Genomic DNA, 13,189 nt, shown 5'->3' with positions numbered 1-13,189 from the left:
CCCTAGTTCTCAAGCCTGACGAATCACGCCCACCAAGGCCATCAGCAGCAAGCACATCGTGGGCATGGCGCTGAGCACAAAGCCCACATTGCGTCGGGCCGGGTTGAGCACATAGGCTCGCCAGTAGATCAGGCGACCCAGCAGATACACCGCGCCGACGGCGCCCACCCAGCTGCTGGGGAAGTATTTGGCCGCCAGCATCAGCGAGGGCGCAAAAATGATCAGCAGCTCCAAGGTATTCATCTGCACCCGGTAGATGCGCTCAAAGCCTTCATGGCCGCTGACGGCCGGCGCCCTGACGCCGTACAAGCCGCGGGCACGCCCCACCAGGGCGCCAAAGAAGAAGAACTGGCCCAAGGCCAGCAGCAAGACAAGATCGGCCCAGTTCATGGTGCGGTCCCTTTTTGTTGATTCGTTCAATTAAAAAGGCCTCTTCCCCGGCGAGGAAAGAGGCCATCTTCTGCGCCAGCCCTGGTCTCAGGGCGGCGCTGGCGCGCGCAGAGTTTTCAGGAACTCAGTTGCAACGGGCGCCGGTCTCCAGCAGGCGGCTGATGATAGTCAGGTCCAGCACATTGACCACACCGTCACCATTGATGTCGGCGCGTGGGTCGAAGCCTGACTGGCCAACTCGCTTGCCCATCGAAGCCTTGACGATGGAAAGATCGGCGCAGTTCACCGAGCCGTCGTTGTTCAAGTCGCCGTAGAGCTTGATGGTGAAGTCGCTGTTGGACACGTCAAAGAACACATTGTCCACAGCCTCCACCTTGATGCGAGCTTGGGTCGAGGCGATAGAGGCCGGCAAGGTCACCACCTGGGTGCCATCGTTCGGGGTGCTGGCGGCCAGGACATGGGGGTAGCTCAGGCCACCATCCAGCGACAAGCTGATCTTCACATTGGCCGTGTTGACCGGCGCCACATCGGTGTTGGCCACACTCCAGGTCACCGTCAGGTTGCTGCCGGAATTGAGCGTCACCGCCGTGTTGGGCGAGGTCACCAGGAAAGGACCGGCCCCTGTCGCGAGGATCAGCTGAGTGGTGGCGCTGCCGACACCCCCCTTGCCGTCACGCGCGGTCAGCTTGAAGTTCAGCGAAGCCGGGCTGGCATTGACGCCTGCCGTGCCGACATAAGACGAGGTGGGCAGGTACTCCGAGTAGCAATCCACTTGGGCCGAGCTCGGTGGGCTGGAGGCCGTCGGGCAGTTGCCGGTTTCGGCATTGGTGTTATTGGCCAAGACCTGCAGCAGATCGGGGAAGACGCGGGTGGGATCGTTGCCCACATGGTTTTCGCCCGGCGAGTTGTAGAGCTTGGTATCCGCCGCGCTGACCTGGGCGGCAATGCCGAACTGACGGAACAGCGGGCCGTTGGTCTTGCCATTGCTGGTCAGGGCGGTGCCTGTTGAACCGCCGCGGTCGTTTTGCTCCCACAGATAGCTGAGGGTGTCGCCATCGGCGTCCGTCGCGGTCCCCGTCAATGCAAACGGTGTGCGCAGCGGGATGGTGTAGCTGGCCGTGGTGCTGACCACCGGCGCGCTATTGGCCTTGGCCGTGACAGTGCCGCGCTTCTTGGTCGGCCCACCGGCCGCGATCTCGCCCACAAAGCCGCTGCAGCCACCGCTACAGCCACTCAGCTGCAACTGGGCCACATTGACGCCGGCCAAGCTGCCGCCAAAGGCGAGGGTGAAGCCGGCGTCGGTCAAGCCGCTGACCGTCACAGTGCCGCCGGCTGGCCAGCCGGAAATGGCTTCCACAGCGGCCTTGATGCCTGCGGTCGTGAAGTTAGTACCGCGCACGATGGCGGCCGAGGGCTGACCGTTGAAGCTGAGCTGGAACTGCTGACCGTTGCTGCTGAAGCCGGTCAGGGCCGCCATTTGGGACTCGTTGAGCGTGGTCTCGGCGCCCGAGGTGTAGGCGACGATCTCATCAAAGCTGCGCTGCGACCAGTAGGCATCGCTGTGCGGCTGCAGGTCGTCGGTGCTGCAGATGCCGGCATAGGCCATGATGGAGGAGCCGCTACCGGGCTCCACCGAGGTGCCGGCATTGCGGTTGCCACCGGAGCAGCTGCCCACCGTGCCGTTGAAGGTGTGATTGCCGGCGAACTGATGGCCCAGCTCATGGGCCACATAGTCCACCGCGAACAGATCGCCCACCGGCGTAGGCACACCGGTGCAACCTTGCGCCTTGTTATTGCCACCCACCACACCCAGGCTGGCCAGGCCGCCGCCGTTGAGGCCGAAGCCGATATGGCCGACGTCGTAATTGCTGGCGCCCACCAGCAGGCCGATCACCACGCGATTGCGGGTCAGGGTGCTGCTGGCACAGCCCGCTGCCTGCGTGGCGGTGTAGCAGGCCGTAGCGCCGCAAGGTCCGTTGGCACCCGTCATCTGGGCCGCGGTGTCGAGATTGAGTTTGTCGTTGTCATTGATCAACACCAGGCGGATCGAGGTCTCGTCCTCGTAAACCTGGGTGATGCGGTTGACCAAGGTCACCTTGGCCGCCGTCACATTGGCCGAGCCACCGAAGTAGGTGGCGTAGTTGGGGTCGGTCACCAGGGCCAGGCGATAGGTGCGCAGCTGGTCACCGACGGCGGCCGTGGGGCTGATGTCCTCGCTGACCACGTGGTAGGCAGCCGTGCTGCTGCTACGGCCATCACTGGCGCTGATCTCGTAAGCACCGAGATTGCGCGAGGGATCGGCCGGCAAGGACAGGCTGAGCGTGCCATCACGATCGGCCACGGCGCTCAAGGTTTGGCGAGCCAAGGTGTCGGTCTCGGGCATGCGGACGGTGACATTCACCGTGGCCCCAGGCACAAAGCCGAAGCCGCGCAGCTCCACCGTTTCGCCCGCGTGATAGAAGCCACGCGCCACCGAGAGATTGGCCTCGGTGAAGGCAGGCTCACGCAATGAGCCATGCACATTGGGCAGGTCGCGACCGTGGTAGCTGGCGTAAACGCTGTCATCCAGGTGGTAGTAGGGCTCCACATACCAGGCCCCCTTGGGCGAACGCACCGAGGCATGCAGGCCTAGCGGCGTGATGTCCATGCGAAGCGAGGCCTTGGGGTCGTCGATCCCCTTGCCCGCGTAGGTCTTGATCTCGGGGTGCTTGGCGGCCAGGCCTTCTTCCATCACCGGGGACTCGACCAGGGCGAAGCGCTGGAAGCCACCATTCGGATGCGGCAGGGAGATTTCCAGCGGGCTCAGGGCCGCAGCAGCCGTGCGTTCCATCGGTGCGCCTGCGGCGTGGCTGATCAGACCGGTCTTGTCCAGGGTGGCGGCACGGAAGGCGCGCGGCTGCACCGACAAGCCTGCACCACGGGCCGAGGTCTTGGCCGGCGTCAGACGCTGCTCTTGCCAGAAGGCGCCGGAGCTTTGGTTCTGCGCTGCAGCTTGCGACGCGCTCAGGCCTTGCGCCTGCGCGCCGGGCAAGGCCAGGGCGCTTCCCAAGCCCAGGCAAAGCACGGCCAGGGCGATGGCGTTGGGGCGAGCGCGCTGGCGCTTAGGGGCCTGGGAAGCGTCTGTAGACGAGAGGCCGGAAGACGAAGGCTTGTGGTCCATTTGTTGTCCTTTTCCTGAGCACACTGTTTAGAAGTGGGTCCATGAGCATTTGCCGTGGAAACTTGGCGTTATCAGGCTCCTCTTGCCCGATGCACACCCTCCCCGCAAAGAACCAAATCAAACACTTAGTCCTTGAATCTACAAATTTCTCACACACCCTCGAATGCGGCTGCAAGAATAAGTGCGAAGCCCGCGCGCCTGCACAGGGTCAATCCTCATGCGGGCGCCGATTTACCCCCCTAACTTAGCAGGCCCTGCCCCCTCGCCCATGCGCCGTCCGCTCTTGCTCATATGGGCCTTGGCCCTGTGCTACAGCTGCAGTCTGCTGGCCTGCGCCCAAGCGCCAAGCGCGGCGGCGGCACTGCCTCAAATTCAGACCATCACGCTCGAGAGAGACTGTTTCGGTTGCAGCGCCGGCAGCCGCCTGCAGCTGCAAAGCGACGGCCAGGTGAGCTTCACTCTGACTGGCAAGGCCAGGCATGGCACGGTGGACCAGATCAGCCAGGGTCGGCTGGCCGCAGGCGATTTCGAGCGCCTATGCCGGCTGCTGCAGGCGCAAGGCTTTTTTGAACTGCCCGAGCGCATCGAGGACGGTGACACGCAAGACGGCGCCTGGACCCTGATCAGCGTGAGCGGCCCTTCCCTGGACAAACAGGTCTGGCGCCGCAGCGAGAAGGTACCGGCCGCGCTGCAAGAAATAGAAGCCGCGTTGGACGCCTTGAAGGCTGAGCTAGCACTGCAGCCACCCTCCCGCTGAAAGCGACGAGTCGCAGCGGCAGGATTCACCTTCCCTTGTTTGAAGGGCGGGATTCCCCTCTTGTTGGCCTTCCAGCCCAGATGAAAGACTCGCCGCCGGGGAGCTCGAAGCGGGTCGAGGCCTCAATCATCTGCGCATCCCGTGAAGAAAAGCGCAATCCATACCAAGCCAGACCCTTGCTCATGCTTGACAAAGCTGTTCATCGGCCCCGTCAGCCGCCGCGCCAGATCTGGTCTTCAAGGCAGAGGAGAAAATCATGCTGAGACCGCAGTATTGGAAGAAAACCCTGGGCGCCGCCCTGCTTCTGGGCGCCTTCGCCGGCCAGGCCTTCGCAGCCGGCTCGGTGTTGTCGGTGCAAAGCAGCCCCACACCCGGCGTGCTGGGCTCCAACGTCAGCGTGGATGTGCTGATCTCCGGCATCAGCGATCTCTACGGCTATCAGTTCAGCCTCTCCTTCGACCCCGCCCTGCTGCATTTCAGCAGCGCCAGCGAAGGCACCTTTCTGTCCAGCGGCGGCACGACCTACTGGGACGGCGGTGGCGTGGACAACAGCCTGGGCCAGATCTCTTTCACCTTCAACTCCCTGATCGGCGCCATCCCTGGCGTCAGCGGAGACGGCGTGTTAGCCCGCTTCAACTTCCAGGTGACCGGCGTGGGCACGAGCGCGCTGAACTTCTCCGATGTCTTGCTGCTCAACTCCCAGCTGGCCGAGCTGCCGGTGCAGATCACCAACGGTAGCTTGAGCACCGTCAACGCCGTGCCCGAGCCCTCCACCTGGCTGATGCTGGGCGCGGGCCTGGCGGGTCTGGGCTTTGTGCGCGCTCGCGCCGGCGGCAAGAGCCAAGCGGAAGCCACGTCCGTCTGAGTTCGCGCGCCAAGACCAAGCGCCCCAGCCCGGGGCGCTTTTTTCTTGTATGGTCCACGCTGAGCCCCGAGCCCTGTGAGGATCTTTTGATGCGCGCGCCCCTGCCCCCTTTTCCAAATCTTCAGCAGCTGCACAAGCCCATGCTGAAGCCCCTGCTGGTCTGCTTGCTGGCCACGCTCTGGGGCTGCGCCAGCCAGCCGCCCGAGGCCGTGCCCGGCAAGCGCCACAGCACCCAGGAGCTGCTCGGTTACAGCGTCAAAGACTTCCACTGGCAGGCCACCCGTGCCGATCAGGAACAGGCCCAGCGCGAAAAGGACTTGCAGCTTTTGCGCGAGCGCCTGGCCCTGCCGCCGGGTGAGGCGGCCGATGCCGCCCTGCCCGAGATCCTGTCGGCGGTGCTGCTCTACAACCGCGAGATCGAGGCAGCCCGTGGCCCGGCCCTGGCGGCCTTGCCTGGCCTGGCCGCCAAACCGGTGGACTACCAGCGCAATGTGCTGTCCGCCGTGCACCGCTTTTACGCGGCCGAGGCCGCCGCCCAACTCTGGCCCTTGCTGGCGCAACTGAGCACGCCGCGCGAGTTCGCCATCGCCGCCTACGCCTTGCTGCGCCCCCTGCAAGGCGCGACGCGTGACGCCGCCCGCACACAAATCCAGGCCCGCATGCAGCTGCAGTTCCCCGCCTGGCGCGATGAACCGCGCTTGCGCGCGCTTGGTCTGGCCTTGCAAGGCGGCGCCGGCGCGGCCACACCGCAAGTGCAGCCGCCCTTGGCCGAACTTTTGGCCGCGCCGCTGCGGCCGGGCCTGCCGGTGGTGTTCAGCCTGCAGCGGCCGGGCCGCGAGGTGCTGGGCCTGGCGATTCTGCGCGGCCCCGATGGCCGCTTTGTGCGCGAGCCCGATGGCCGCCTGTTCCAGGTGCCGCAGCTGGCCCGCGCCCTGGCCGATTTGCCCGGCACCATCACCCTGGGCAATACGCCGCAAGGCCTGTTCGCGGTGCGCGGCTCCAGCACGGCCAGCAACCCCAGCATTGGGCCCACGCCCTTTCTGGAAACCAAGCTGCCCATCGAGGCGCCGGTGGCGGAGTTCTTTCAGGTGGATGGCAGCGATCTGGACTGGAGCGAATCGCTCTACGAGGCCTTGTTGCCCTCCAGCTGGCGGCAATGGGCCCCGCTCAAAGAGGCCTGGCTGGCCGGCCGCGCCGGCCGCGACGAGATCCTGATGCATGGCAGCGTGGTCAACCCGGCCTACTACCTCGATGCGCCCTACTTCCCCGCCACGCCCACGGCCGGCTGCTTGACGGCGCCCGAGCAATGGGACCCCAGCAGCGGCCGCCTGCTGGCCAGCGGCCAGCTCAGGCTGGCGCAGGCCTTTGCCCGCAGCTTCAGCCAGGGTCCCGGTGGCCAGGACCCCATGGTCAAGGGCTATCTCTTGATGCTTGAGTTGCCAGGCGGCAGCGGCCCGGTGCGCGACAGCGAGCTGGAAGCCGCGGTTCGCGAGGCCGAACAGCTCTGGCTCAGCCGTCCGCGTTGATCTTGGCGATCAAGGCCTTCAGCACCGCGTCGGCCTCCTCATTCGCCACCTGGCAGGTTCCTGCCGCCTGGTGGCCGCCACCACCATAGCTAAGCATCAGCTCACCCACATGGGTCTTGCTGCTGCGATCCAGAATCGACTTGCCGGTGGCCAGCACGGTGTTCTGCTTTTGCAAGCCCCACATCATGTGGATGGAGATATTGCAGCGCGGAAACAGGGCGTAAATCATGAATCGGTTGGCGGCCCAGATGGTCTCTTCGCCGCGCAGGTCCAGCACCACCAGATTGCCGTAGACCTTGGCGCAACGCAGGATCTGCTCCTTGGCGCGGCGTGCATGGTCGCAGTAGAGGTCCACCCGCTCCTGCACATCGGGCAGTTCCAGGATTTCGTCGATATTGTGATCGGCGCAGTACTTGATCAAATCCATCATCAGCTGGTAGTTGCTGATGCGGAAGTCGCGGAAGCGGCCCAGGCCGGTGCGCGAGTCCATCAGGTAGTTCAGCAGCGGCCAGCCGGCGGGGTCCAAAATTTCTTCCCGGCTGAATTGGGCCGAGTCGGCCTTGTCCACCGCCTCCATCATGGCCTCGCTGATGCGTGGGAAGGCGGCCTTGCCGCCGTAATGGTCGTAGACCACCCGCGCCGCCGAGGGCGCATGCGGCAGGATGATGTGATTGGGGCGCTCACCCTGGTTGCGCATGGTCTCGGACTCGTGGTGGTCAAACACCAGATGCGCGGCGGCGACGTAGGGCAGATTGGTGGTGATGTCGCGATCGGTGATGGCGATCTTGCCGTCCTGCATATCCTTGGGGTGGACAAAGCTGATGTCGTCGATCAGCTGCAACTCATTCAGCAGCACGGCGCAAACCAGGCCGTCAAAGTCGCTGCGGGTGACCAGCCGGAACTTGCGTGCCGGTGCTTCAGAGGGGGTTCCGGGCGGGTGGGAGGGCGTCATCTTCTTCACTCCTTGAGAGTTCGTCACTGATGCAGGGGATACAGCCATGCGGCGGCCACTCGCGAAGGACTGCCCGCAGCCTTGAGCTTCGACGCCGGCGCAGAATTCTTGAGGGTTTTCTGGGGCGGCGGGCAGGGGCTAGGCTGGGGCATGATGGCTGCTCCCCTCACCAGCCAGCCAGCCCGCGAAAGAGAGCCCCATGAGCGCCGACTTTGCCTTTCTCAGCGACAACCGTTTCATGAAGCAGGCCGCAGTCCCTGGCGCGGAACCGCGCCCCTACGGCCTGGCCGGCATCGCCTGGGACGGCTGCGTGACGAACCGCCCCGGTGCCCGCTTCGGCCCGCGCGCCATCCGCCAGTCCAGCCAGATGCTGTGCGACGGCGTCCACCCCTTTTTCAACACCACGCCCGAGGGCTTGCTGGCCGATTTCGGCGACCTGCCCCTGCCTAATACGAACCTGGAGGCCATGCGCGCGGCCATGCAGCCGCTGATCGCGCCCTTGATCGCCAGCCACCATATGTGCTGGCTGGGTGGCGATCACTCCATCACCCTGCCCCTGCTGCGCGCCTACAAGGCGCACTACGGCCAGCCCCTGGCCGTGCTGCATTTCGATGCCCATTGCGATACCTGGGAAGACCACTTCGGCGAGCCCAGCGGCCACGGCACCTGGGTCTACGAGGCCATCCAGGAAGGTCTGGTCATCAAAGAGGGCTTTGTGCAATTCGGCATACGCTCGGCCGGCCTGCAAGAGGCGCGCGACTATGTGCGCGAACAGGGGGGCCTGATCTTTGACGCCCGCGGCCTGCGAGGCCTGGAAAGCCCGAGCCAACTCAGCGGCGTCTTGCAGGCGGTGCGCGAACGCATGGCCAGCTTGGGCCATCCGCCCGTTTACCTCAGCCTGGACATCGACTGCCTGGACCCCGCCTTCGCCCCCGGTACCGGCACGCCCGAGCCCGGCGGCATGAGCACCAACCAGGTCTTCAGTCTGCTGGAAGAGCTGGCCGGGCTCAATTTTGTGGGCATGGACTGCGTGGAAGTGGCGCCGGCCTACGACCACGCCGAGCTCACCAGTTATGCCGCTGCCCAGTTCGTCTGGACTTATTTATGCGGGCGGATTGCGGGGCGGAAGTAGGGTCAAGCGACTCAGGATTTGGCAATCAAATCGGGCAAGGCACTGGAGATTTCCTCCATGATTTGCTTGCGCAAGGCCTCCACCTTTTCCATATCGCTCAAGGCCGCCCAAGGGTCGGCGACGGCCTCCTTGCGTCGGCTGAGCAAGGCCTCGGCCCTGGTCACCAGCTTTTGCGAAATCAACTGCATGCTCGCCAAATCGATGACGGAGATCTTGAAATAGCTAAAGGGCGCCAGATAGCCCTTGGAGAGTTCGCTGGATTGCTCAAATTGCATGACCGTGTCACGGTCGATATAGAAACCCAGCCCTTCCAAGCGCCCCATGCCAAGCCCGTCGCGCACGGTTTTGACATTGGCTTCGCCGCGATGCGGCGTGATCAGCAGCAGATGGCTGGCCTTGGTTTGTTGGAACAAGGGCAAAAGCGCGGCGGGCGCGACAAAGCGCTTGCCGTCCAACAAGGCGTCGGGCTCACCCAGCACCTTGGCAGAGGCCAGCTTGAGACCGAACACCGTGGCCTTGGCATCCGTCTTGCGCACGCTTTGCTCCAGGGCAAGCAGGGCAGCCTGGTCAAAAATGCCCCCCTTCAAGTCGAAGGATTCGCGCAGATTGGCGTCCAACAGACTGCCAGTTTTGTCCTGGCGGGTGATCATATGAACCTTGTCACCCAGCAATGACACGGCCACAAAGGTGCGGTTGGCCGCAGCGCTACTGTCTTGTGTCTGCGCAGCGCTTGTTAGCCCTGTCAGCGCCAAGGCCAGGCCGGTCAAGCAGGTGGCGCCTTGCCGAAAAAACCGACGGCGCATGGGCGCGGCTTGAGTCTTGAACATGATGTGTTTCCCCCTTTTTCCTTCGAATACCGAGTCGCCTCTCTGCGGAGGCTGGCGAACTGTAAGGTCAAATCCCGGCGGCGCCAGAAGTCAGGATTACCTTGACACAGGGACGCTGCAGGCGGCCTGGGTATAAGCTCATGTTATGGTCAAAACATGCTTGCTCACTGGTTTGCGGTGGGCAGCGCCGCACAATGGCGAGCCGCTCTCGCCAGCCTGATCAGCCCGCCTCCCCTCGACCATGCCAACCCCGCTGTCTGCCCCCTTTTCAAACCCCAGCCGCCCCGTGCTTTCGCTGCCGCTCAGCCTCGCGGCGGCTCTTGTGCTGGGTTGCACGCTGCAGCCTCAGGCCCAGGCGCAAACGCAAAAAAAGGCCAGACCCCTGGTCTATTGCGCCGACGCCAGCCCCGAGGGCTTCGACCCCGGCATGTGGGACAGCGCCAGCACCAACACGGCGAACAAGCAGATGTTCCAGGGTTTGTTGGGTTTCAAGCGCGGCACGACGGAGTTGCAGCCCGAGCTGGCCTCGGCCTGGCAGATCTCGCCCGATGCCAAGAGCTTCACCTTCACCCTCAGGCGCGGTGTGAAGTTCCACACCACGCCCTATTTCAAGCCTACGCGCGAGCTCAATGCGGACGATGTGCTGTTCACCTTCCAGCGCTTTGTCGACCCAACAACGCCCTTCAACAAGGCCTTTCCGGCCAACTTCATCTACCCGCAGAACATGGGCCTGGCCAAGCTGCTGGCCGGAATAGATCGGATTGACGACTACACCGTGCGCTTCCGGCTCAAAAGCCCCAACGTCACCTTCGCCACCAATTTCGCCATGGCCTGGGCCAGCATCCAATCGGCCGAGTACGCGGCCCAGCTGCTCAAAGAAGGCCGCGCCCAGCAGATCAATAACCAGCCGGTGGGCACCGGGCCTTATCGTTTCAAGTCCTATGCCAAGGACGATGTCTTGCGTATGACGGCCAACCCCGATTACTGGGGCGATAAGCAGGAGACGCAGGCCCTGATCTTCAGCATCAGCCGCGAACCCAATGTGCGGGTGCAAAAGCTCTTGGCCGGTGAATGCCAGGTGGCCTCGGCCCTGCGCGATGTGGACGTGGCGGCCATGGACAAGCGCCGCGACGTGACGGTGATGAAGATCCAGGCGCTGAACATCTCCTACCTGTCCTTCAATATGAAGAAGGCCCCCACCAATAATCGCGAGGTGCGCGAGGCCCTGGACATCGCGGTGGACCGAGCCGCCATTTTCAAGGCCTTGTTCCCGCGTGGCGATGCGATGCAGGCGGTCAGCGCCTTCCCGCCCGCCATCCCCGGCTACAACAAAAAACTCAGGAACGAGTACAACCCAGAGCGCGCCAAACAGCTGCTGGCCAAGGCGGGCTATGCCAAGGGCATGGAGATCGATCTCTGGGCCCTGCCGGTGAGCCGGCCCACCAATCCCAACGGCCAGCTGATGGCCCAGCTGATCCAGCAGGACTGGGCCAAGATTGGCGTCAAGGCGACGATCAAGACCTATGAATGGGGCGAGTACCTCAAGCGCGCCAACAACGGCGAGCACAGCGTCTATATGAGCGGCTGGGGCGGCGAGACCGGCGACGCCGATGAATTCCTAACGCCAAATTTGAGCTGCACTGCGAACCGCAGCGGCGTCAAGTTTTGCAACAAGGAGTTCGAGGCCTTGATCGATGCGGCGCGGGCCGAGACGAACACGCCCAAACGCCTGGCCTTGTACGAGCAGGCGCAGGAGATCTTCAAGCGCGAGCGGCCCTGGATCACCATGGCCCACTCCACCGTCTACATCCCGGTGCGCAAGGACGTGCATGGTTTCATCATGTCGCCGAATGGCACGGTGGACTTCGAGAACGTTGTGCGTAGATAGACAGGCCCCCATGAGACTCAGACATATCGAAGTCTTCCACGCCATCATGCAGGCCGGCACCATCAGCGGGGCGGCCCTGCTCTTGCACATCTCGCAGCCGGCCGTCACCAAGGTTTTGCAGCATTGCGAGCTGCAGCTGGGCCTGCCGCTGTTTGACCGGGTCAAGGGCAAGCTCTACCCCACGCCCGAGGCACACCGCCTGTTTGTGGAGATCGACAAGCTCAACCGCGATCTGGTCAGCATCCGTCGCCTGGCCGCCAGCCTGCGTGCGGGCGAGTCCGAGCGCCTGCGCCTGGTGGCCACGCCCACCCTGGGCGCGGCGGTGATCCCGGCGGCGATGACGCGCTGGTGTGCCGCCTTCCCCAGCAGCCATTGCTCCCTGGCCACCAACCACACCCGCGAGATCGTCTCTGCCCTCTTGCTGGGCGAGGCCGATCTGGCCCTGTCCCTGCAGGACCCGCGCCACCCCGGCATCAAGGCCGAGGTGCTGGCCAGTGGGCCCATGATGGCGCTATGCCCGCTGGGTTCCGTTGAGGCAGACGGTACGGGGCCGCTGGGCATTGCCGAGATCAAGACCGAGCTGGTCGGCCTGGCCGGCGACGACCCCCTGGCCAATCTGGTCCACAGCGCCGCCGAGGCCCAGGGCCTGACCCTGCACAGCCGCCTCACGGTGCAGACCTATCAGCTGGCCCGCGCCCTGGTCGAGGCCGGTGTGGGCATGACGGTGGTGGACCCCTTCACCGCCGCCAGCGCCGACCGCAACCGTGTACGCCTGCGGCCGCTTGCGCCGGCCGTGCCGGTCAACCTCTATCTGCTCAGCGCCGCCAATGCGCCGCTGGCGCAAAGCGCGCGCCGCCTGGTCAAGTTCCTGGGCGAGGCGGCGCGCCGCAATCTAGAAAGCCTTGAAGCGTGAGCGACTCCCTGCCGACCCCGCCCGCCATGATCCCTTGCGAAGAGATCGCGGCCCACCCCGACTTCCGCCCCCTGCTGAGCATCGAAGGCATAGACATCGATCTGCGCTATGCCACGCCAGACAACTTCGTCAGCCGCAATGTCTACGGCGGCCTGGACTGCGCCTGGCTGCGCCATGAAGCCGCGGCCGCGCTGCAGCGGGCCGCGCATTGGCTGGGCCGCCAGCGGCCGGGCTATCGCATCCGGGTGCTGGACGCTCTGCGCCCGCAGCGGGTGCAGGAGCAGCTCTGGCAGGAGCTGAGCGGTACCCCGCTCACGCTCTATCTGGCCGAACCCCAGCGCGGCTCCATCCACTCCTGGGGCATGGCCCTGGATGTGAGCCTGCTGGACCCGCAAGGCCTGGAGGTGGACATGGGCTCGGGCTTTGACGAGATGAGCTTGATCTCCCACACCGACCATGAGGCCGAGCATCTGGCCCAAGGCCTGCTGAGCCCCGCTCAGCTGATCGAACGCGGCTGGCTGCGCGCGGCCATGCGCCAGGCCGGCTTTCAAACCATCAGCACCGAGTGGTGGCACTTCGACTTTGGCGACCGCCTGCATGTGCGCCGGGACCTGCCACGCGTCTTGTGAATCGGGGCTTGCACGAGAGCAACAGCCCCCTATCTTGAAATTCGGTGATGTCATTTTGTGCTGCTAGTCTGCTAGGAAACCCTGGCCCGGCGCGCAGCTAGAGCATGGTGCTCAATCGCTCGCCCGCGGCCTTTGGATGCCTGGGAGAGT

At 64.5% G+C, this 13,189-nt stretch carries 11 protein-coding genes; 7 read left to right on the top strand and 4 right to left on the bottom strand.

Annotated elements, in window-relative coordinates; translation table 11 throughout:
• Positions 1–9: 9 nt before the first annotated feature.
• Entirely contained in the window at positions 10–390 is a 381-nt protein-coding gene (locus DBR47_RS10855) for an MAPEG family protein (protein ID WP_124449812.1), read from the bottom strand.
• A gap of 124 nt (positions 391–514) precedes the next feature.
• The gene (locus DBR47_RS10850) at positions 515–3,550 is read right to left on the bottom strand and encodes a M12 family metallo-peptidase (protein ID WP_124449810.1); all 3,036 of its coding nucleotides are present in this window, start codon (positions 3,548–3,550) and stop codon (positions 515–517) included.
• Between the two features lie 268 nt (positions 3,551–3,818).
• Here DBR47_RS10850 and DBR47_RS10845 point away from each other — a divergent pair, with 268 nt between their 5' ends.
• The 3 genes from DBR47_RS10845 (at position 3,819) to DBR47_RS10835 (ending at position 6,698) form a co-directional block, all read left to right on the top strand.
• Positions 3,819–4,307, top strand: coding sequence for a hypothetical protein (locus tag DBR47_RS10845; protein WP_124449808.1), 489 nt, complete (start codon positions 3,819–3,821; stop codon positions 4,305–4,307).
• 256 nt (positions 4,308–4,563) lie between these two features.
• Positions 4,564–5,172, top strand: a complete 609-nt coding sequence (locus DBR47_RS10840) for a cohesin domain-containing protein (RefSeq protein ID WP_124449806.1) — start codon at positions 4,564–4,566, stop codon at positions 5,170–5,172.
• A gap of 140 nt (positions 5,173–5,312) precedes the next feature.
• Positions 5,313–6,698: a hypothetical protein gene (locus DBR47_RS10835; protein ID WP_124449804.1), complete on the top strand. Its 1,386-nt coding sequence runs from the start codon at positions 5,313–5,315 to the stop codon at positions 6,696–6,698.
• Here DBR47_RS10835 and DBR47_RS10830 read toward each other — a convergent pair.
• The gene (locus DBR47_RS10830; RefSeq protein WP_124449802.1) at positions 6,682–7,650 is read right to left on the bottom strand and encodes an exopolyphosphatase; all 969 of its coding nucleotides are present in this window, start codon (positions 7,648–7,650) and stop codon (positions 6,682–6,684) included. The genes DBR47_RS10835 and DBR47_RS10830 overlap by 17 nt on opposite strands.
• Before the next feature lie 199 nt (positions 7,651–7,849).
• Here DBR47_RS10830 and speB point away from each other — a divergent pair, with 199 nt between their 5' ends.
• Positions 7,850–8,782, top strand: coding sequence for an agmatinase (gene speB, locus DBR47_RS10825; RefSeq protein WP_124449800.1), 933 nt, complete (start codon positions 7,850–7,852; stop codon positions 8,780–8,782).
• An 11-nt stretch (positions 8,783–8,793) separates the two neighbouring features.
• Here the strand turns inward: speB and DBR47_RS10820 are convergent, their stop codons facing one another.
• Complete coding sequence (locus DBR47_RS10820; protein WP_124449798.1) at positions 8,794–9,609, bottom strand: hypothetical protein; 816 nt, start codon at positions 9,607–9,609, stop codon at positions 8,794–8,796.
• Between the two features lie 286 nt (positions 9,610–9,895).
• Here DBR47_RS10820 and DBR47_RS10815 point away from each other — a divergent pair, with 286 nt between their 5' ends.
• Genes DBR47_RS10815 through DBR47_RS10805 form a run of 3 tightly spaced genes read left to right on the top strand, consistent with a single transcriptional unit; the run spans position 9,896 to position 13,039 of the window.
• Entirely contained in the window at positions 9,896–11,497 is a 1,602-nt protein-coding gene (locus tag DBR47_RS10815; protein WP_197046997.1) for an ABC transporter substrate-binding protein, read from the top strand.
• Between the two features lie 10 nt (positions 11,498–11,507).
• Entirely contained in the window at positions 11,508–12,410 is a 903-nt protein-coding gene (locus DBR47_RS10810) for a LysR family transcriptional regulator (RefSeq protein WP_124449794.1), read from the top strand.
• The gene (locus tag DBR47_RS10805) at positions 12,407–13,039 is read left to right on the top strand and encodes a M15 family metallopeptidase (protein WP_231512249.1); all 633 of its coding nucleotides are present in this window, start codon (positions 12,407–12,409) and stop codon (positions 13,037–13,039) included. The genes DBR47_RS10810 and DBR47_RS10805 overlap by 4 nt, the downstream gene beginning before the upstream one ends.
• Positions 13,040–13,189 lie beyond the last annotated feature (150 nt).

Origin of the sequence: Paucibacter sp. KBW04, from assembly GCF_003852425.1 — a bacterium.
GTDB lineage: Bacteria > Pseudomonadota > Gammaproteobacteria > Burkholderiales > Burkholderiaceae_C > Paucibacter_A.
This window is presented reverse-complemented; position numbering and strand designations above follow the sequence as displayed.